The sequence below is a fragment of the Streptomyces sp. NPDC026575 genome, from assembly GCF_055567415.1.
The window spans coordinates 15028-35491 of record NZ_JBVHQM010000010.1 but is presented as its reverse complement, the minus strand read 5'-3'; the positions used below and the strand labels follow the sequence as shown (position 1 = coordinate 35491).

16 protein-coding genes are annotated in these 20464 nt (G+C 74.0%); 5 read left to right on the top strand and 11 right to left on the bottom strand.

Annotated features, from left to right (window positions below; translation table 11 throughout):
* Positions 1-334 precede the first annotated feature (334 nt).
* From ACZ4NB_RS15655 to ACZ4NB_RS15635, 5 genes are all read right to left on the bottom strand, one after another.
* Positions 335-1669 (bottom strand): hypothetical protein, encoded by a 1335-nt coding sequence (locus ACZ4NB_RS15655; RefSeq protein WP_467661781.1) that lies wholly within the window; start codon positions 1667-1669, stop codon positions 335-337.
* A complete protein-coding gene (locus tag ACZ4NB_RS15650; protein WP_467661779.1) occupies positions 1659-3752 on the bottom strand; it encodes a hypothetical protein in 2094 nt (697 codons plus the stop codon). The genes ACZ4NB_RS15655 and ACZ4NB_RS15650 overlap by 11 nt, the downstream gene beginning before the upstream one ends.
* A 149-nt stretch (positions 3753-3901) precedes the next feature.
* On the bottom strand, positions 3902-5539 hold the full coding sequence (locus ACZ4NB_RS15645; protein ID WP_467661777.1) for a transporter: 1638 nt from the start codon (positions 5537-5539) through the stop codon (positions 3902-3904).
* Positions 5536-6411 (bottom strand): ABC transporter ATP-binding protein, encoded by an 876-nt coding sequence (locus tag ACZ4NB_RS15640; RefSeq protein WP_467661775.1) that lies wholly within the window; start codon positions 6409-6411, stop codon positions 5536-5538. Before ACZ4NB_RS15640 ends, ACZ4NB_RS15645 begins: the two co-directional genes overlap by 4 nt.
* Before the next feature lie 144 nt (positions 6412-6555).
* Positions 6556-7227, bottom strand: coding sequence for a bifunctional DNA primase/polymerase (locus ACZ4NB_RS15635; protein ID WP_467661773.1), 672 nt, complete (start codon positions 7225-7227; stop codon positions 6556-6558).
* Between the two features lie 491 nt (positions 7228-7718).
* Here ACZ4NB_RS15635 and ACZ4NB_RS15630 point away from each other — a divergent pair, with 491 nt between their 5' ends.
* Both ACZ4NB_RS15630 and ACZ4NB_RS15625 read left to right on the top strand, forming a co-directional pair.
* On the top strand, positions 7719-9113 hold the full coding sequence (locus tag ACZ4NB_RS15630; protein WP_467661771.1) for a transcriptional regulator: 1395 nt from the start codon (positions 7719-7721) through the stop codon (positions 9111-9113).
* A gap of 139 nt (positions 9114-9252) precedes the next feature.
* A complete protein-coding gene (locus ACZ4NB_RS15625) occupies positions 9253-10926 on the top strand; it encodes a hypothetical protein (protein WP_467661769.1) in 1674 nt (557 codons plus the stop codon).
* A 43-nt stretch (positions 10927-10969) separates the two neighbouring features.
* On the opposite strand, the gene ACZ4NB_RS15620 is transcribed toward ACZ4NB_RS15625, so the two are convergent.
* Positions 10970-12319 (bottom strand): ABC transporter substrate-binding protein, encoded by a 1350-nt coding sequence (locus ACZ4NB_RS15620; RefSeq protein WP_467661767.1) that lies wholly within the window; start codon positions 12317-12319, stop codon positions 10970-10972.
* 171 nt (positions 12320-12490) lie between these two features.
* On the opposite strand from ACZ4NB_RS15620, the gene ACZ4NB_RS15615 reads away from it, so the two are divergent.
* Both ACZ4NB_RS15615 and purU read left to right on the top strand, forming a co-directional pair.
* On the top strand, positions 12491-12949 hold the full coding sequence (locus tag ACZ4NB_RS15615) for an SCO4402 family protein (protein WP_467661765.1): 459 nt from the start codon (positions 12491-12493) through the stop codon (positions 12947-12949).
* Between the two features lie 32 nt (positions 12950-12981).
* Positions 12982-13872: a formyltetrahydrofolate deformylase gene (purU, locus tag ACZ4NB_RS15610; RefSeq protein WP_467661763.1), complete on the top strand. Its 891-nt coding sequence runs from the start codon at positions 12982-12984 to the stop codon at positions 13870-13872.
* 159 nt (positions 13873-14031) lie between these two features.
* Here the strand turns inward: purU and ACZ4NB_RS15605 are convergent, their stop codons facing one another.
* Entirely contained in the window at positions 14032-15423 is a 1392-nt protein-coding gene (locus ACZ4NB_RS15605; RefSeq protein ID WP_467661761.1) for a zf-HC2 domain-containing protein, read from the bottom strand.
* Positions 15420-16115, bottom strand: a complete 696-nt coding sequence (locus ACZ4NB_RS15600) for an RNA polymerase sigma factor (protein WP_467661759.1) — start codon at positions 16113-16115, stop codon at positions 15420-15422. The genes ACZ4NB_RS15605 and ACZ4NB_RS15600 overlap by 4 nt, the downstream gene beginning before the upstream one ends.
* Positions 16116-16627: 512 nt before the next feature.
* Here ACZ4NB_RS15600 and ACZ4NB_RS15595 point away from each other — a divergent pair.
* On the top strand, positions 16628-17002 hold the full coding sequence (locus ACZ4NB_RS15595; RefSeq protein WP_467661757.1) for an STAS domain-containing protein: 375 nt from the start codon (positions 16628-16630) through the stop codon (positions 17000-17002).
* A 58-nt stretch (positions 17003-17060) separates the two neighbouring features.
* Here ACZ4NB_RS15595 and ACZ4NB_RS15590 read toward each other — a convergent pair whose 3' ends face one another.
* The 3 genes from ACZ4NB_RS15590 to ACZ4NB_RS15580 form a co-directional block, all read right to left on the bottom strand.
* Positions 17061-18218, bottom strand: coding sequence for a sensor histidine kinase (locus ACZ4NB_RS15590; RefSeq protein ID WP_467661755.1), 1158 nt, complete (start codon positions 18216-18218; stop codon positions 17061-17063).
* 104 nt (positions 18219-18322) lie between these two features.
* Complete coding sequence (locus tag ACZ4NB_RS15585) at positions 18323-18985, bottom strand: response regulator (protein WP_467661753.1); 663 nt, start codon at positions 18983-18985, stop codon at positions 18323-18325.
* Between the two features lie 379 nt (positions 18986-19364).
* Complete coding sequence (locus ACZ4NB_RS15580) at positions 19365-20384, bottom strand: hypothetical protein (protein ID WP_467661751.1); 1020 nt, start codon at positions 20382-20384, stop codon at positions 19365-19367.
* Between the last annotated feature and the right edge of the window lie 80 nt (positions 20385-20464).

The following is a 20464-nucleotide window of genomic DNA, read 5'->3' as shown; positions in this document are numbered from 1 at the left end:
CGGCAGAGCGCGCGGGGTGCGCGGCGGACACGGGGCGTGTCGCGGTCCCTTCGGCGGCCGCGACACGGCGATATGACGCTCAGACGGCTGAGGCCACTTCAGCCGCCCGAGTGCTTCAGTCGCCTGAGTGCTTCTGTCGCCCTGTCGCCCTGTCGCCCTGTCGCCCTGTCGCCTTGACGGCGTGACGGCGTGACGGCGTGAGCGCCCGAGCGCCCGAGCCGTCTCAGGCGCCGTGGCTGGAGCTTTGGCCGTCAGTTCGGCGTGCGGGTGGAGTGCCCCAGCCCAGCCCAGCCCGGCCCAGCCCAGCCCGACCTGGCGTGCGGGTGAAGTGTCCTCAGTCCAGCGTGCGGGTGAAATCGCCGCGCTGGACGCGGCCGGTGAGGGAGTCGTCCGCGCCGCTGAGCAGCGAGCCGTAGCCGGTGGCGGCCCAGAGGCTGTTCTCGGCGGGGACCTCGAAGTACGGGACGGGGCGGCCGTCCCGCCGGTCGGTGAGCACCTCCGGGGCGCGCCGGGTGCGTACGGCGCGCAGACAGGTCTCGCAGGCGGCCACCCGCAGCTGTTCACGGCGGCCCAGGGGCCGCCAGGGTATGCGGCGGACGGCGGGCCCGTGCAGCGGGTGGAAGAAGCACAGCGGGAGCGTGGCGGGGGCTTTGGAGAGCGCCGCGCGGCCCTCGGCGATCAGCGCGAACACCCCTGCCAGATCGACGGTTCCGCGCGCCCGGTCCAGGACCGTGCCGGCCGCGGCGTAGGCGTCCAGGGCCCGTTCGAGGGCGGCCGGTTCGCCCTGCGCGGCCCGCGCCTCCTCGCCCAGCCGGACGACTTCCTCGTTCGCGCGGTCGCGCAACCCGGCCTCGTCGGCCTTCCGCGCGGCGGCGAAGACCGAACGCGGCAGCGCGAACGGCGTCGAGAGGTCGCGCAGCCGGGCCCGCCGCCGCAGCAGCAGTCCCGCCGCGGCCAGCAGCAGCACCGGTCCGACGACGAGGGACAGGGTCCGTATGAGCGGGGAACCCTGGGCGTCCGACGGGGCCGCCTTGTCCGCGCCGGACGGCTTGCCAGGTCTGGGCGTCGAGGTGCCCAGGCTCTGGGCGGTGGCCTTCTCGTACACCGCGTCGCCGTTGCCGGCCTTGATGATGCTGATGGCGCGGGCGACGCGCCGGGCCGGCCCCGCGCCCTTCATGTCGTCCTGGAAGAAGACCGCGGCGGCGGCGCGCGACGCCTGATGGGCGTTCGCGGGCCATTCGCGGGCGGAGATGTCGCCGGGCAGGTCCCCGAGCGTGATCAGGATCGACGGGCCGCCGCCCATCCGGTCGTGGACCACCTCGGCGAGCTGGTCCGGCTTGCCGCCCCAGCTGTCGCCCTCGACCAGCGGCACCAGCGCGACCCGGATCGGCAGGCCGGTCCGCTTGATCTGGTCGACCAGCTTGCGCTGCTGGTCGGCGTCGACGGCCGTGGAGAGGGACGGGTCGACATGGACGGGCGAGCGGCGCAACGCATCGGCGATCTTCTGCCCCGGGCTCTCTCCGCCCGGACTCCGGTCGGCGGCCGCACCGGGCGCCGCCGCGGCGAACAGCAGCGCGACGGACGAGGCGCCGAGGCCGAGGACGGTCCGCAGCCGGCGGGCGGCCGGGCGCCGCCGGGGGCCGGAACCGTGAGTGGGGTCAGTGCACACCGAAGTACTCCCGTACATCGCGGGTGAGTTGATCGATTCCGGCGCCGTCGCCGAGCGCGGCCAGCGGTCCGGGGAGAGCGGGGTACGGGGCGGACGATCCACGCCCGGCGCCGCCCGAGGAGCGCAGCCGCAGCACCGGGCCGGGGGTCGCCCGGCACGCCTCGCACACCGGCAGCGACCGGGCCCGGCCGCCGTCGTCCGGCTGTATCTGTGCGCGCTTGCGGGCCGCGCCGTGCAGCGGGTTGCGATGGCAGGCGTGCTGTGCGGCGGCCGGTTCCTCGATGGCGGTGCGGCCGGCGCGGGCCAGCACGACGGCGCAGGCGAGCGCGGTGGGGGTGGCATCGGCGTCGATCCGGCTGTCGCTGTCGCCGTCGATCAGCAGGGCGGCGGCGTCCAGACACTCCCACGCCCGGCGCCGGTCGTCCTCGGGCAGGGCGGCGGTCGGCTCCAAAGCGGCGGTGAGGGCGTCGAGTTCCTGCCGGGCGGTGCGCCGCAGCCACGACAGCGAGGGCTGGTGCGGTGCCTGGGGGAGGCCCTGGGCGCCCTCCGCCGCCCGCACCCGGCGGGTGACCACGCGGACGATGCCGCACCCCGCCGCCACCAGCCCGAAGAGCAGGCCCGCGGCGAAGGTCCCGATGAGCAGACCGGGCGCGAAGTCCCCGGCGAACAGGCCGGGCAGCGTCTGCTCCTCGGCGGGGTCGGCGGTGGACGGCGGGACATAAGGGGTGTTGCCGGCGCGGTCCTTGGGGGACTTGGCGAGGTACGTCAGCAGCTGGTCCAGGCGGCGGCCGAGCGCGGGGTCGGTGGATTCGGGGTACGACAGATCGCGCGGGCGGTCGATGAGGTACATGTCGTTCACGCGGGTGCCGTAGTTGACGACCTCGATGCCGCCGGACACCGGCTCGGCGAGCACGATGAGCAGATCGCGGCGCAGCCGGTCGTGCAGCGACTTGGCCAGCAGTTCCTTGTCGCCGCCGGACTCGTCGTCGGTGCTGCTGGGCACGGCGGCGATCACCACCGGAAGGTCCATCCCGCGCAGCCGCCTGCGCAGGCGGTCGCTCTCGGCGGTGTCCAGCGCGGGTGTGCTCTCCGGGTCGAGGTAGAGCGGGTCGCGGCGCAGTCCGTCGGCGACCCGGTCGAGGCGCGCGCGCAGGTCGGTGGCCGTGGGCCGGGAGCCGTCGCCGCTGTCGGTGTCGTCGAAGACCTGCGACGCGGTGAAGGCGATCAGACCGGCCAGCACCACGGCCCCCGCCAGGAGGGGCAGCAACCGCGTGCGCGGAAGCCGCCCGGGGCCGCCGGCCGTGCGCTTGGCGGCGCCCCCCTTCTTGCCGGCGCTTCCCTTCTTCCCCGGGCGCGCCGTCGAGCCGCCGCCCGCCTTCGTCCCGCCGAGCGCAGCCGGTGCGCCCGCGGCCGCCGTGCGGCGCACCCGCCGCCGCCGGAGTGCGTACACCGTGATCAGCAGGGCGGTGAGCGGGATCCCGGCGACCGCGATGCCGGTCACAAAGCTCTGGTTCTCGCGGTCGGTGCGGCTGGTGTGCAGGCCGGGCGGTTCGTCCGCCGACCCGTGCCCGTAGGTGGCGCGCGCCTTCTCGGCGCGCTGATGTGCCTGCCCGGAGGTGGCCACCTCGACGAAGTGCCGGAAGACCTCGCGGGGTGTGGCGTCATACGGCAGCTCGTACAGCGTCGCGGTGTCCGCGTCCTGGGCACCCGGCAGGCTCACGCCGTAGGTCTGCACCGCGTCCAGGCCGGAGTCGGTCATGGCGACATACAGGCCCTTGCGCCCCAGCCGGTCATGGACACCGGCGAGCAGGGCGTCGGCCTGGGAGCCGTAGGCAGAGCTCGGCAGCACGATCACATACGTGGGCACGCCCAGCCGCCGGGCCTCCCGGGCGAACTCGGGCGCGGACGAGCGGGGGACGGCGCGCGGGATCTGGTCGCTGATGTAGACCGGGCTCTTTCGCAGCTGCTCGGCGAGGTACGCGAGCTGCGTGGGGCGGTCGGGGCCGGCCGGCGCCGCCTGTACGGCGCCGGCGCACAGCAGCACCGCCAGCCAGCCCGTCACCAGCACGATTCCGGCGCGCATCACCGCCCCCACCCCCCCCCGTTTGTCCCCCGTCGTCACCGCGACCCTCGTCGCTGTCGTCGCCACGACGCTACCGCCCGCGCGCACCGGCCGGCGCGGCCTGTGGATAACCTCACGGCACGGCCGCACCGGCCCGGTGGGCCGGGCGTTCACCCCTTGCTGACCGCTCCCAGGATCTCCGGCAGCCGACGGGCCACGCGGGGTGCCGCCACCCGCAGACCCAACTCGGCGATCAGCGCGCCGTAGACCGCACCGACCGGCAGCAGGATCCACAGCATCGCGTGCAGGTCCGCGACGTGCAGCCAGATCGTCAGCGCCAGCAGCGGCGAGCACAGCACCGCGCCCATCAGCACGCCGCCGAAGAGGCTGAACCAGGCGATGGCGCCCTGCCCGGGAGCGACGTTCTTGTTGCCCTCCGAGGGGATCGAGTACGGGAAGACCGCCGACGACAGCGCACCGGTGGCCATCAGGGCGCCCAGCACGGCCAGCGAGAGCCCGTACACCTCCACGAAGTCCGACCAGGGCCCGATGAGCGCCGCGGAGCCGACGACGACCAGCGTCACGTACGGGACGGCCACCAGCGCCAGCGCCAACGCGCGGGCCCGCAGCTCCTGATAGGCGTCCCGCCGGGTGGCGATCGTCGAGGCGACCATCCAGAACGCCGAGGTGTCCTGCCCGAACTGGTTGTACATCTGCATCCCGAGCAGCGCGGACGCCGAGAACGCGGTGTAGATGCTGCCGTTGCCCTGCACGGACGAGACGATCGGCACCAGCAGGCCGACGCCGATCGACGTCGCCCAGGACATCTTCGACTTGGGGTCGCGCCAGGCGTAGCGCAGCGTGCGGAGCATGACCGTGCCCGTACGGCCGTCCGGCAGCAGCCGCGCGAGTCCCCGCTCGCCGGTGCCGGAACGGCGCGCGCTGTCCTTCTCGACCGCCTGGAGGGTGGAGGAGTCCGGCGAGGTCATCAGAGCGGTCAGGGTGCGCTGCCACCACCACAGCAGCAGGGCCAGCGCCAGCGCCGCCAGTGCCAGACCGGCCGCCGCCCGCCCGTACGCGCCGTTCCCGGCGTCCTCGACGGCGCTGACGGCCGAGGCCGGCGGCACCCAGCGCAGCACATTCCCCAGCGGCTCCAATACGGACAGGCCGTCGGGGCTGCCCAGCTTCTGGGCGGCGATGTTGACGCCCTGCGCGCCGATCGCGATGAACAGCCCGCTCAGGACGGCGAGATCGCGGCCGCGGCGGCTGGTCAGCAGCCGCACCGAGGCCGTGGCGATCGCGCGGGCCAGCGAGACGCACACCAGCACCACCAGGACGACGGCCAGGACACCGACGACCGCGCCGAGGGCTCCCTTGGCCACCGCGATCACCGCGCCGGTCACCAGCGCGAGGGTGACGAACGGGCCGATCCCGACGAGCGAGGCCACCAGCAGCGAGACGATCAGCGGGCGCGGCCGCAGCGGCAGCATGACCAGCCGGGTCGGGTCCAGGGTCTCGTCGGAGGCGGGGAAGAACAGCGGCATCACCGCCCAGCCCAGCGTGAGCAGGCCGGTCAGCAGCACGACCAGCGCGCCGACGTGGGCGTTGCCGCGCAGCGCGGTCAGCCCCAGCACGACGCCGGCGGCGAAGAGCAGGCCGACGAGGACGGACCCGACGTACGCCAGCGTGCGCCCGGTCGACTGGCGCAGCCCGTTGCGCAGCAGCGACAGCTTCAGCCGTACGAAGACGGCGGTCGGGGACGGCGCGGCGGCCGGCCGCGCGGCCACCGCGGTGGATTCGCTGCTCATCGGGCGCCGCCGCCCAGCCAGTCCAGGCTCTGCCCGGCGGCGCGGTCGTTCGCGCCGACCAGTTCGAGGAAGGCGTCCTGCAGGGAGGGGGCCGCGCCGCGCACCTCGTCGAGCGGCCCGTCCGCGCGGATCCGCCCGGCGGCCATCACCGCGACCCAGTCGCACAGCGACTCGACCAGCTCCATCACATGGCTGGAGAAGATCACCGTCGCCCCGGAGGCGGTGTAGCGCTCCAGTACGCCGCGGATGGTCTGCGCCGACACCGGGTCGACGCCCTCGAAGGGCTCGTCGAGGAAGAGGATCTCGGGGTTGTGCAGCAGCGCCGCGGCCAGCCCGATCTTCTTGCGCATACCGGTGGAGTAGTCGACCACCAGCTTGTGCTGGGAGCCGGCCAGGTCCAGGACGTTCAGCAGCTGGTCGGCCCGCTTGTCGACCTCGTCGCCCGGCAGGCCGCGCAGCCGCCCTATGTAGCCGAGCAGTTCGCGTCCCGAGAGGCGCTCGAAGAGCCGCAGGCCCTCCGGGAGCACACCGATCCGGGACTTGACGGCGACCGGGTCCTGCCAGACGTCGTGCCCGCCGATCTCGACCTGCCCGGAGTCCGGTCGCAGCAGGCCGGTCACCATGGACAGGGTGGTGGTCTTGCCCGCGCCGTTGGGGCCGACCAGTCCGATGAAGCGGCCGGCGGGCAGCGTCAGGTCGATGCCGTTGACGGCGATCTGCTCGCCGAACCGCTTCCACAGCCCCTGGATACGCACCGCGGGCGGGCCGCCCGCGGCCTGTGCCGTGGCCGGCCCGCCCGAAGCGGCGGCCGATGCGTCCTGCGGCGGTGCCGACACGGCCCGCCCCTTGTGGTCTTCCGGTTCGTTGGCCACCGGTCCTGCCCTTCGACGTCCCCGCAGGGGCCGTCCTGACCCCCGTCCGACATCCCACGATACGAGCAGGTACCGACAGGCGGCCGCCGCGGGGCCGCGGGCGGCGGCGGGCAGCGGCGGGCGGCGGAGCGGGCGGGCCGCGGGTCAGCGCGCCCGGACGGCCGCCGCGTCCTGGGCGCAGGCGTACGCGAGCGGGCTGATCAGCTCGTCCGCGTCCGGCAGCCAGCGGTTGGTGGCGGTGGGGCGGCGCGCCCACTGCACCGAGCCGTGCGAGCCCACCCGGGTCGGCGGGGCGGCGATGTACTCGCCCTCGCCGCGGCAGATCAGGTCGAGGCCGGCCGGCGCCCAGCCGATCTCCCGTACGCGAGCGGGGACCTTCACCGCGGCACCGGGCAGGACGAGGAAGAGCATCCGGCGGTCCGGGGTGCGGGTGACCGGGCCGAGGGCCAGCCCCATCCGCTCCATACGGGCCAGCGCCAGGCAGCCCGCGGTCTCGGGCACGTCGAGGGCCTCGAACGCCCGGCCCGTCGGCAGCAGGATCGAAGCCCGCGGCTGCTTGCTCCACATCCGGCGGACCGCCGTCGCGCTGCCGCTGGCCAGCCCGGCCCAGCCGGGGGCGGTGGGGTGCGCGCCGGGCGCGGCGCAGTCGCCGGCCTCGCACGAGCAGCGCAGCCGCTCGCCGTCGTGCTCCAGCCATGCGCCGGGGAACACGTCCCAATGCCGCTCTTCCGCGTAACGCACCGCAGTTTCGAGCAGCTGCTCGCCGCGCTGCTTGGGGATCTGCGAGGCTCCTGTGACTCCGATGGTCTCTTCCACGCATATGACAACTCTCCGTGTCACCAAGGGTTACGGCTGAATGGATGAGCTGCCCGGCGCATCGTTCTCGCACGTGGGGCGCATGGATGCACCGGTGGGGGCGCGTGTGCGGATGGGGCCCGGCGAGCGGGTAGCCACCTGCGTGACGGGCGGAGAGGCCGCCCGGCGGCAGGCCGCGGTGCATGAGGGGGAGGCCCTGCACGGCGGTGCCGCTCTTAGCGCACGAGCGCCGTCGCGCCATTCCCGATCGTCAGAGCAGTCGCGTGACCCGCGCGCCATGACCGGCTTCGGTGAACAGCGCTTCGCACGGGACGCCCGGAATCTTGCACAAACCGCTCATGAACCGGCATCCGCTGCAAAGCGTGTATCCAACCGATCCCGCCCATCGCGCGTATCCGGGAACTCTCGGATATCCGGGATATTCGCGGGGCATCGATCACGGGGAACGGCGTTCGACGGCGAACGCGCAGCAGTAACCAGGGGGTACAAGCATGGCCGCCAGGCCACTCGTCGCGCGGCAGCCCAATGAGCGGCTGCAGGCGCTCATTCAGGAAGCCGCCTGCTCCAACGCGGGGCTCGCCCGCCGCGTCAACATGTGCGGCGCGGAACACGGTCTCGACCTGCGCTACGACAAGACCTCCGTGGCCCGCTGGCTGCGCGGGCAGCAGCCGCGCGGCCGCGCCCCGGCCGTCATCGCGGAGGCACTGGGCCGCAAGCTGGGCCGCACGGTCACCATCGACGAGATCGGGATGGCCGACGGCAAGAACCTCGCATCAGGGGTGGGGCTGCAGTTCTCGCCGACCGTCCTCGGGGCGATCGAGCAGGTCTGCGAGCTGTGGCGCAGCGACGTCGGCCGACGGGACTTCCTCAGCGGCTCCACGGTCGCGGCCTCGGCGCTGGTCGAGCCCAGCCGCGACTGGCTGATCACCGGCGCCGACACCCAGGTCGCCCGGAACGCCGGGGCCCGGGTCGGGGTTTCGGACGTCGAGGCGGTGCGCGCCATGACCACGGCGCTCGGCGAACTCGACCACCGCTTCGGCGCCGGGCACGTCCGGCCGGTCGTCGTGCACTACCTCAACAGCGTCGTCTCCGGGCTGCTGGCCGGCTCCTACCGGGAGTCCGTTGGGCGGGAACTGTTCGCCGCGGTGGCCCGGTTGACGGAGCTGGGCGGCTATATGGCCGTCGACACCGGGCAGCCCGGTCTCGCGCAGCGCTACTACATCCAGGCGCTGCGGCTGGCCCAGGCGGCCGGTGACCGCGGTTACGGCGGCTACGTGCTCGCCGCGAGCATGAGCCATCTCGCCGCCTCGCTCGGCAATCCGCGGGAGATCGCCCAGCTGGCGCGCGCCGCGCAGGAGGGCGCCCGCGGGCACGTCACCCCGCGCACCGAGGCGATGTTCTGCGCGGCGGAGGCGCGCGGGCACGCCCTGATGGGCGACGGCCGGGCCTTCCAGGTGGTGGCCGGCCGGGCGGTCGCCGCGATGGAGCGCGCCCAGGCGGCCACGGACGCGGGCGACGACCCGGTGTGGATCGCGCACTTCGACCAGGCGTATCTGGCCGATGAACTCGCCCACTGCCACCGGGACCTGGGGCAGCCCGGCCCCGCCGGCCAGCGCGCCCAGGAGGCGCTGAACGGGCATCCCAAGGACCGGGCGCGGCGCCGCGCCATCGGCATGCTGCTGCTGGCCGGCGCCCAGGTGCAGCAGCGCGAGGTCGAGCAGGCATGCCATACGGGTACCCAGGCGGTGGAGCTGCTGAGCGGGCTGCGCTCGGACCGCGGCGCGGAGTATCTGGAGGACTTTCAGCTGCGTTTGGAGCCCTATCGGGACGAACCGGTCGTGCGGGAGTTCAGCGCACGACTGGAGCTGCGGGCCGCGGCGGCGTGACGGGCCCGCGGCGGCCGGCGAACGGTCCGGGGAAAGGGGGTGGATCCGCACGGTGACCAGGGGGCGTGGTCGAACGTCGCTGCGAACCGGTAGCGTGCAGCCGACGATTCCGTAGGTCTGCACGTTGGTAGGAGTCACGGTGACGCAGAGCGGACAGGGCCACGACCCGCAGAATTCTGCGGCCGGTCCCGCGCGAGAGGGCATTGTGCTGCCCGCCAACGGTGAGCCGTGGGTGCCCGACCAGCAGGCCGCGCCGCCGGCCGGGCAGCCCTGGGGTCAGCCCTGGGGCCCCGGTCAGCAGGCCGCCCCCGCCCCCGAGCCGTACGGGCAGCAGCCCGCCCAGGGGCAGGGGTACGGCCAGCAGCAGGGCTACCCCCAGCAGCCCCCGGCGCAGGCCCCTCAGGCCCCCATGCCGCCGCAGGCGCAGCCCCAGGGAGGCCAGGGCTTCCCTGCGCCGCCCCAGGGGCAGCCGTCGATGCCGCCCGTGCCGCCACCGGCCCAGCAGGCGCCGGGGCAGCACACCGCGCCGCCGCCGTACGGCCAGCAGGGCGGCCCGGCGCCCCAGCTCCAGCCTCAGCCCCCGTCGCAGCCCCAGCCGGGCCCCACGGGGGAGCTGGTGCGGGCGACGCCGCAGCAGGCCGCGCCGCTGCCGCCCGCCGCGGGCGACGCGGAGGCGACCACACTGATACCCCCCTTCGCCGCACAGTCCGGCGGACCGGGCGCCGCGCCGCTGCCGCCCGAGGCGGCCTCGCGCCCCGAGACGCCCGACGAGTCCACCACGATGCTGCGCGCCATCAAGCCGCCGCAGGGCGGCCCCCAGGGCCGGCCGATGCCGCAGTCCCAGCCGATGCCCGGCGCCGGTGGCGACTCCGAGGCCACCCAGCTGATCGCCCCGGTGGGCGCCGGGACGCCGACCCCGCCTCCGGGCGCGCCGTACGGCGTCCCCCCGGGCGCACCCGGCGACCGGTCCACGCCCGCCGAGTTCGAGGGCCTGTTCCGCGACGGGCCGGGCGTGGCGCAGACCGGCGCGCCGGACTCCACCGCGCAGCTGCCCCGCTTCGAGGACCCGGGCCGGCCGCCGTACGGCGCGCCGGGCCAGGGCTACGGCCAGCAGTTCCCGCCCGGTGGCGGCTACGACCAGCAGACCGCCCCCTATGACGACGACGCCGACGGCGGTCGGCGGCGCCTCGCCCCGGCCGTGATCGTCGGTCTCGTCGTGGTGGCGCTCGCCGGCGCCGGCCTCGGCGTGGGCTGGGCGCTGAGCGGTGGCGACGAGGACACCGCCAAGAAGCCCGGCCCCGGCCGCAGCGCCGCCAAGGACGCCGGCGCCAAGGACGAGCCGAAGCCGACCACCGACCCGGCCGAGGCCCAGGCCAAGGGCCTGGACGCGCTGCTGGGCGACAGCAACAACAGCCGCGCTTCGGTGATCGGCGCCGTCAACGGCATCAAGTCCTGCAACAACCTCGACGGTGCGGCCAAGGATCTGCGGGCCGCGGCCGGGCAGCGAAACGACCTGGTCAAGCGGCTTCAGCAGCTTCCCGTCGACAAGATCCCCAATCATGCGCAGCTGACCGCGGCGCTCACCAAGGCCTGGCAGTCCTCGGCCGCCGCGGACAACCACTACGCGGCCTGGGCGGGTCAGGTCGGCGGGAAGAAGGGCTGCCACAAGGGCAAGGCCAAGGTCACCAAGCAGACCGCGCAGGGCAACGTCGCCAGCGGCCAGGCGACCGCGGCCAAGAAGCAGGCCGCGCAGATCTGGAACCCGCTCGCCCAGAAGTACGGCCTGACCGAGCGCCGCCCCGAGCAGCTCTGAGCCGCGCTCGGGGAGGGCCGTCCGCTGTGGGCGGGGCGGCCGGTCAGTCGTCCGTCCGCCGCCGCTCCAGCGTCTTGGTGACGTTCACGAAGCCGCCCCGCTGGGCGACCAGTTCGCCGTTGCGGACGACCTGGTAGGTCACCATGGCGTTGACGATGCGCGGGAAGTCCTGGACGGCGAGCATGTCGTCCTCGCGCCAGCGCAGCTTGGGGGTCAGGCCACCGGTGTCGATGGCGCGGTCGCCGCGGTCCAGCGTCGTCTGCAGATCGCGCGAGGTGATGTCCTCGACGCCCCGGTCGTCCAGTTCCTCGATCAGGCCGCGCAGGACGGTGTAGGCGATCCAGGTGGTCTGGACGCCCTGGTCGGCGGGGTCGACGCGGTTGTCCTCGAAGGCGAAGTCGTTGATCACCTTGCGCATCGGATTCCAGCGGTGGTCGTCGGCGACCGGATACCAGCCGGTGATGTCGGCGCCCTCCAGCGGCCCGGACATACCGCCCGTACGGTTCAGCAGGGACTGGCCGACACTGCCGAGTACGGAGGCGACCCGGACCTTGGGGCTGTCCTCCTGGAGGCGGCGGAACGAGTCGAAGAAGGCGTCCGTGTGGTCGCCGAGCGCGGCGGCCACACAGGCGCCCGGCGCCTTGCCGCCCGCGTCCGCCCTGCCGTAGACGGCCGGGTCCGCGCCCACCTGCTCAAGGGCCCGGGCGACCTCCGCCGAGTAGTCGGTGCCGTCCTCGGGGGCCTTGATGTCCTTGGCCGGCTTCCGGCTGCCGCTCTCCAGGCCGGAGTTGAGCAGCGAGGGCATCTGGTCGCCCTGGATGGTGTCGGGGCGGACCAGCGCCACGCGCCGGCAGTCGCCGGCCAGCTGACGGCCGTTGCCGGCGAGCAGGGATGCCTGGCCGCCGTTGACGGGGTAGGACAGCGGGCTCTCGAACTCCTCGTCGGAGGCGCCGTAGCCGCCGATGAACGGGATCCCCTTGACCTCCAGCGGCGACATGACCTGGCGGCCGAACTGGCTGTAGGAACCGACGACGGCGATCGCGCCCTGGCTCACCGCCCGTTGGGCGCACTGCGCGGCGGCCACCGAGTCGTTGCGCTCGTTGCAGGTCAGCACCCGCAGGTGGTGCCCCCTGATGCCGCCGCGGGAGTTGACCCACCGGGCGTACGCCTGCGCCATGGCCGGCATTCCCGGCATATTGGTCGCCTTGGTGTCCTGGGGCGCCCAGGTCATCACCGTGATCGGCTCCTTCTCCCCGGAGCCCCCCGCTCCGGGGAGGGAGCCGCAGCCGGCCACTAACGACGCGATGGCCGCCGCACATGCCACCACCGAAGCGATCGCGACCGCGGGAGCGTGGGGCAGGGGGCGGGAGGAGGAGCGTCGCCGTCCGGTCATGACACCGCAGCCTTCCGTCCCGGTAGGAACGTCCGAGTGACGAAAGTGCAACGGACGGTGACGTGGAGGTGAACTCCGGGGGGCCGCGGGTGATCGACGACGAAGAACGTACGATCGAATACTGTGCAAGGTTCGGAGAAGTCTTCCCGTCGCGGCCGCCGCTCGACCACCATGGGCGGCATGCCACTCAACGACATGCCGTGGTGGCGCTGGCGCAGCAATGTGCGCTCCGCGCTGCACATGCTCTCCGACCCCGCGTTCCAGCAGGAGACCTGGCTGGCCGGCCGGCCCGGATACGGGGATGTCACCGACGCCGTCTACCGGCTCGTCGAGGACACCTGGCTGGACAACTGGTCCGCCGACAAGTACATCGGCACGATCTTCCGCGACGCCCAGGAGGCGCAGCTGGTCGACGTCGCCGTGCTGCGGGTGCTGCGGATCATGCACCAGGTCGGCGCGGACGCCCCGGTGACCGCGTATATGGCGCACCAGGGCTGGCCGGAGGCCGTACGGGCGGCCCGTGAGGCCCATGTGCGGCTGGCGGCGGCGGACGGCGAGGACCCCGACGCGGCGCCCCGCTCGCTGGAGGTGCTGGCCATCATGGCCGGTCAGGCGGACGCCCCGGCCTGACCTGCCCCGCGGGTGTGCGACCCTATGAGGTCATGAGCGAGTCGCAGCCCACCCAGTCCGGTCCGCACGGTCGGAACGATCAGTACGTCCTCACGCTGTCCTGCCCGGACAAGCAGGGGATCGTGCACGCCGTGTCCAGCTATCTCTTCATCACCGGCTGCAACATCGAGGACAGCCAGCAGTTCGGCGACCACGACACCAGGCTGTTCTTCATGCGGGTCCACTTCAGCGCGGACGCGTCGGTGAGCGTGGAGAAGCTGCGGGCCAGCTTCGCGGCGGTGGGCGACTCCTTCGGCATGGACTGGCAGATCCACCGGGCCGACGAGAAGATGCGGGTCGTGCTGATGGTGTCCAAGTTCGGGCACTGCCTCAACGACCTGCTCTTCCGCTCCCGGATCGGCGCGCTGCCGGTCGAGATCGCGGCCGTGGTCTCCAACCACACGGACTTCGCCGAGCTGGTCGGCTCGTACGACATCCCCTTCCATCACATTCCGGTCACCCGGGACACCAAGGCCCAGGCCGAGGCGCGGCTGCTGGAGCTGGTGGAGGCGGAGAACGTCGAGCTGGTGGTCCTCGCCCGCTATATGCAGGTGCTCTCCGACGATCTGTGCAAGGCGCTGTCCGGCCGGATCATCAACATCCACCACTCCTTCCTGCCGAGCTTCAAGGGCGCCAAGCCCTACCACCAGGCGCACGCCCGCGGGGTGAAGCTCATCGGCGCCACCGCGCACTACGTCACCGCGGACCTCGACGAAGGCCCGATCATCGAGCAGGAGGTCGAGCGCGTCGGCCATGAGGTCACGCCGGACCAGCTCGTGGCGATCGGCCGGGACGTGGAGTGCCAGGCGCTGGCGCGGGCCGTGAAGTGGCACAGCGAGCGCCGGGTGCTGCTCAACGGCAGCCGCACGGTCGTCTTCGCCTGACGGTCCGGGAATACCCTCCGCACCGCTCACGTTGTGGCCCCGAGGGGGCGCTCGGACCCCCTACGGGACTTGTTCGACCGCCCCCTACTGGCAGCCGCCGCCCCCTGCCCGGCCCGCGCGAGCCGCCGCCCGGCCCGCGCGAGCCGCCGCCCGGCGCCCCTAGAGCCGCGACAGTGACGCGGTGGCGAAGAGGACGTCGCGGATCGCGTCGCGTTCGCCGTACTGGCCCGCGGCGGCCTCCTCGGGGGAGATATGGCCGGCGGCCAGCTGGCAGAACTCGTCGCTGTCCAGGGCGATATGCGCGACGGTGTGATCCGGCGTGCCGAGCGCGGCCGGCGAGTCCAGCGCTATGTACCAGTGCCCGCCGCCGTTGCCCTCGACCTCCAGATGGAGCGTCCGGCCCGGGGCGCCCGCCTCGACCAGCCGCTGCGGCGGCGCCGCGAGCCCGGCCCGGCGGCGGTCGGCCAGTGCGCTGGGCAGCAGCCGGGCGGCGAGGTCGACCATGCGGTGCAGATGCCCGGCCGCCGGGGGCTCGTACGGATAGTCCACCGCTTCGGCGATGTCGCCGGCGTGCACCCAGCACTCGAAGGCGCGGTCCAGGAACGCGTCGCGCAGCGCGAGCTGGAAGTCGCCGTAGGGCACGGCGAGTTCGGCGACCTTGCCGCCGGCGAACGACACCTGCCTTATCAGCGAGTAGCTCTGGTCGCGCCACGGTCCGTGCGCGGCCATCGGGCTCTGGGCCGCGTCGGCGGCCCGCCAGAACGTCTCCGTGCGGATGAGGGGGTTCGGGGCGCCCGGCGGGGCGGCGGTGCCGAGCGGGTCGGGCAGGCCGAGCGCCGTCGCGACCAGGCCGTCCACCGCCATCAGATGCCCTATGACACCGGCCACGGTGCTCTGCCGCTCGACGGGGCGCTCGCCCTCGAACCAGCGCAGCCGCACCGGGGCGAGCCACTCCGCCTCGCCCATGTCGCGCAGCAGCGCGTCCAGTTTGGCGGTCTCCGCGTCATACGGCACCGCCCACTCGGGCACCGGGATACGGGCCGGGCGGCGGCCCAGGCAGCCCTCCAGGACCCGGGAGCGCAGCAGCGGATCCAGGTCGAGGCTGTCGGCGGGGTGCAGCAGTCCGACGGCGTCGCGCAGCCGCAGCGCCTCGTCCGCGCAGGAGGCGCAGTCGGTCAGATGCGCCTCCACGGTGGCCGTCTCCTCAGGGGAGCAGGCCGCCAGTGCCCAGGCGCCGAGCAGGGACTTCAGGACGCGGTGCGGCGGGTCGGGCGCCGATGCGGGCGTGGGGAGCGGGGCGGTCGCGGTGGCGGGGTCGGTCACGGGCTCGGCTTCCGGTTCGCGCGGGGAGTCGGCGCGCGGGGAGTCTTGGTGGGGGATGGCGCCCGCACCGGGATCGCCCGCCGGATCGCGGGCGGGTGCGGCGGGCGCGGCCGGCGGGTCCGGGAGTGGGCCGCGGTCCTCGGCGGCGGCGCGCGGTCCCGGTATCCGCGGCCGTTCACCGGGGCCACCGGGCAGTTCGCGGCCGTCCCACTCGCCGGGGCCGTTCACAGTGTCCGTCCGCGGCCCGGACCGGGCGGTGAGGCGGAGCCGGGACCGGCGTGCCGGGCGTGTGGCGGCTGCGGCAGGCGGGGCGCGGCGGACGAGGCGCGGACCTTGCTGGATGCGTAGGTGGTGCGGTGGGCGGGCGGCGCGACCTGGTGGTTGTGGGCGGTGGACAGCAGTTGCAGGCCCAGGCGCAGCCGGCGGCGCGCCTCGTCCTCGGTGACGCCGAGGTCGGCGGCGGTCTGGCGGTAGTCGCGGCGCTGGAAGTACGCCAGCTCCAGTGCCGCCCGCAGCGGCGCGGGCATGGAGGTGACGATGTAGTCGGCGCGGGCCGCCGTGGAGGCGTCGCGGATCTTCTGCTCTATCTCGGCGGGCGCGGGGGCGTCCTCGCCGCAGTCGCGCGCCGAGGCGGCCTCGGTCTGGCGCAGCCGTGCCACGGCCTGATGGCGGGTGATGCCGGCGATCCAGGAGCGCAGCGGGCCCTGCTTGGGGTCGTAGGTGTCCGGGTGCTCCCAGATGTAGCCGAAGACTTCGCGGGTGATGCGGTCGGCCGCGTCCTCGTCGTCCAGGACGCGGTAGGCGAGGCTGTGCACGAGCGAGGCGAAGCGGTCGTAGAGCTCACCGAGCGCGGCCGCCTCGCCGCGGGCGAGCCGCTGCTGCATCCGCCTGTCCCACCGCGGTGGCGCGTCGTGTCCCATCGGACCCCCATCCCTGCCCGTCGCCTGCAGGCTCACACCTCAGTCGTCACTCCTGCACACCTCTTGCCCAGATCTGTGTGCACGGTCACAGATTTCGCCGTGACATCGAATGTAATGCGCGGGTCCGACAATGCACGCTCCTTTGCGGCAAACCGAGCCTTGAGGGGGACGCGGGTGGTAAGGCTGACGGCCGGAGCCCCTTGGCGGGCGGCGGCCGACGCGTCCGGCGGCCGTCGCGCGGCACGACGCGTCGCAGGCGCGGGAACCCGCTCGATCGTGGAGCGTTCGCGCTCGTATGAGGTGATCTGTTATCCGGGTGTGATCAGTTGGCGGCGAATTACCCCCGCCTCCTGGGCATAGCCTTGGGTGGCAACGACTTGTTGCGCCGCGGCCGCGCCAAGGATTCGTCAGTGTTTCAGGGCAGGGAGGCCGGGCAGTCGAGCCGGGGAAGGATGAGTTTCGGACGCAACCGGACACATCCAGTCCGAAAGCGAGCGAAAGGCTTCGAGCGCGTGTCGTTGAAGGTGGCAGAGGACGCACAGGGCCCCTGGGCCGTACTCCAGGTCTCCGGTGAGATGGACCTGGTCACGTCGCCTGCGGTGCGCCAGCATGTGCACGATGCGGTGGCGGAGGGCCGGAGATCGCTCGTACTCGATCTCTCCGAGGTCCGGTTCTGCGATTCCAGCGGCGTCGGCGTGCTGATCGCCGCCCGCCGGCTCATGCGCTCCTGTCAGGGGCGGCTGCGGCTGATCCTGCCCGCGCAGGGCGCCGTCGACGGCTCGCACGTCAACCGGGTGCTCGCCGCGCTCGGCGTCCGCCGGCTCTTCGAGGTCTACCCGGACCTGCGCACCGCCGTCGACGAGGCCGCCGCACCGCTCTCGGCCTGACGCGCCCGGCCCGCCCGGCCCCGCACCGCCCCGTGCACCGCGCTCGTCCCCGCCCGGTTCACCCCGCCGCGTAGGGGAACTCCGCCCGTACGACGAAGCCGCCGTCCGAGGTGTGGCGCGCCTCCAGCGTCCCGCCCAGGCTCTGCGCCCGCTCGCGCAGCCCCACCAGGCCGTGGCCGCCCCCGGGAAGCGCGGGGACCGTCGCCGTCGCGTCCGGCGGCCCGTTGCGGATCTCCACCCGCAGCCCCGGCGCCGTACGGCCGTCGTCCGCCCCGTCCGCCTCGTCCCCCTCGCCCAAGGCGCTACGGGCCCCGTCGACGGCCTCCACCGGATCGACCCGGACCCGCACCCGCGCCCCCGGCGCATGCTTGCGCACGTTGGTCAGCGCCTCCTGGACCGTACGGAAGGCGGCCCGCTCCACGGTCTTCGCGCCGCTCGCCCCGGCCACCACACCGCCCTCGTACGTCACATCCAGCGCGCTCATCTCGATCAGCCGCGGCAGCTCCTCCAGGTCGGGCTGCGGCGCCAGACCGTCGGCCTGCGCCGCGTCACCGCCGTCCGCGCGCAGCACGCCGACCATGTGCCGCAGCTCCTCCAGCGTCCGCACGGACAGCTCCCGGATCGTCCGGGCCCCCGTGCGCGCCGCCTCGTCCTCCGTACTGACCTGCACCGCCCCCGCCTGCAGGCTGATCAGGCTGACCTGGTGGGCCACCACGTCGTGCATCTCCCGGGCGAGCCGGGCCCGTTCGGTGGTCTTGACCCGGTCCGCCAGCAGCCGGTCCTCGCGGCGCAGGCTGCGGGTCAGGTCCTCGACGCGGGAGGCCAGTTCCCGGCGGGTGCGCACCAGCAGGCCCAGGGCGATCGGCGTGGCCGAGGTGACGCAGGCGTCGATCAGCACCAGGGTGTTGTCGCGGTACTCGGTGAGCTCGAAGTCGGAGATCGGATACGGGAAGAAGTGCGCGGCGATCAGCAGCACCGCGCAGATCCCGAGCCGCACCCGGCCCGGCCGCCGGGCGGACAGCGTGTAGAGCGCGATCATCGGCGCGAACCAGATGTAGCCGATGTACAGGCCGGGCAGGGTGACCAGGAAGACCGGCAGCGGGAAGCGGTGGCGCAGCAGCAGGGCCGCCGCGGCCACCACCGAAACGCCCAGCTCCAGGGCCAGTTCCAGGCCGTTGACCAGCACCGCGTCGGCGATCGCCAGTAGGACCGGCACCACCAGCAGGGCGATCGGGCGCGCCCTTCGCCCCCACGGGCCCCGTGACAGCGCCCGCCGGGCCGCCGTCCCCCGGGCCGGCGGCCGCCCGCCGCCCGCCCCCTTCACCACGCCCCCCGGGGAGCGCCGCTGACCAGACCCGCGCGGTCGGCGACGATCGCCGCCTGGATGCGGTTGATCCCGCCCAATTTGCCCAGCAGGGCCCGTACATGGTCCTTGACCGTACTGGGGGCCAGCCCCATCCGGTCGGCTATCTGGGCGTTGCCCAGCCCCTCGCCCAGGAGGGCGAGCACCTGCGACTCCCGCGGCGTCAGCCCGCTGACCGCCCGTGCCGCGGCGGCCTGGTCCTCGGCCGTCAGATAGCCGCCGATCACCGCCCGCGTCACCCCCGGGTCCAGCACGCTGCCGCCCGCCGCCAGGGTGCGTACGGCCCGCATAAGTTGCTCCGGGTCGGAGTCCTTGAGCAGGAAGCCGGCCGCGCCCTCGCGCAGCGCCGCGGTCAGGTACTCCTGGGCGTCGAAGGTGGTCAGCATCGCCACGGCCGGCGGGTTCGGGGCGGCGCGCAGCCGGCGCAGCACGGTGAGCCCGTCGACGTCCGGCATCCGGATGTCGAGCAGTACGACCTCGGCCGCGCAGCGCAGCACGGTCTCCACGGCTTCTGCGCCGCCGCAGTCCGCGACCATCTCGATGTCCGGGGCGGTGCCCAGGATCATCCGCAGTCCGGATCTGACCAGCCGCTCGTCGTCCACCACAGCGACACGGATCACCGGCCGCCCCTTTCTGTCCTGCTGGTTCACACCCATCCGAGTCCGCGGAACCGCCCGGCGCTGCGCGGCTCCGTACCCCACTCGCCCGGGCCCGCCCTCCGACGGACCCCCACCCCCGCCGAGCGGCGGGGGTGAGCCCGCGACCTCGGGAGGATGCCATGGGGAGCCCCCCACAGGCAGAGTGGTCCACATGCTGCACCACTGAAGAGGCCACAAGCCCAGGACGCGTTGCAGTTCACATCGGCGGCCGCCGCGACCCCCACACGCGGCGGCCGTCTTTGGCGTGCGGGGGCGGTTCGGAGGGGGATCTCCCCCGCACCGCCGAAGGCCCGCCCGGGGCCGGCGTACGGCCCCTTCGCGCCCCGCCGCCCCGCAGCCCCTACGGGCCCTGGAAACGTCCCGTCCGCGCCGTGCGTAAGCCCTCCGCGAGCACCCCGCCGTACGGCCCGAAGCCGCGGCCGGTGGCCAGCACCACCACCGACGTCATGGCCGCCAGTCCGTAGGCCGTCGTCGCCATGGACAGCGCGCCCTCGGTCGTCTCGAAGGACCGGTTGAAGAAGTCGGTCACGGTCAGCCAGACCACCGTCCGTACCGTCAGATACAGCTCGACCGCCGCGAACAGCAGCAGCGCACCGCGCACATCGCGCCGCCCCCGCAGGGCCAGCACCCCGAGGACCAGCAGCGCGATCACCGAGGCGGTGGTGGTGAACTCCGTGGACGCCGCCAGGTCCAGCGTGCCCAGGACGGAGCCGTCGACCGCGCCGCGCAGATAGTGCACCACGTCCGTCCCGCTGCTGGTCAGGGCCCGTACGGTCCAGCCGAGCCGGGCCAGGCCCATGAGCAGCAGCAGGACGCCGCAGATGCGTGAGGAGCGTCGCCAGGACGCCCCGAGGCCGGTGGGCCGCGCCTCGACGGCCGGGAGCAGCACCGCCAGCACGACCAGCGCCACCACCAGCCCCAGACCGCGGGTGGCCAGCGCCCAGCCGCCCAGCTCGTCGTGGGCGTACTGGGCGCGGTAGCCGGCGTCGAACAGGCCCACGGCCTCCCGCAGGGAGACGGCGAGCAGCAGCGCCCCGGACAGCAGCGCGGCGGAGCGCGCCACCCGCCGCTGCGCCAGCGCCAGCGCCGCGGTCACCGCGAACACGACCGTGAAGGACCACTCGTACGGGCCGAGCACCTGGGACATCGGCGAGGCGCCCGGGTTGAACAGGCCCTCCAGGAAGTCGAAGACGGTGCCGTCGCCGCGGGCGATGCCGTAGGCGATCCAGGCGAGCAGCGTGCCGGCGTAGAGCGCCAGGCACAGCCCGGTCGCCAGGTAGGCGCCGCGGTGCTCGGGGGCGGCCCGGCCGGGGTCGGTGCCCGGTCGGACGTCCACCGTTCCGCCGTCCTGCATCTTCATGGCCGACCCCCGCTCCGCCTCTCGCAGCCGCCGCACCGGCCCGTCCCGTACGGATGCCTCACTGTGTCAAGGACGGTGAC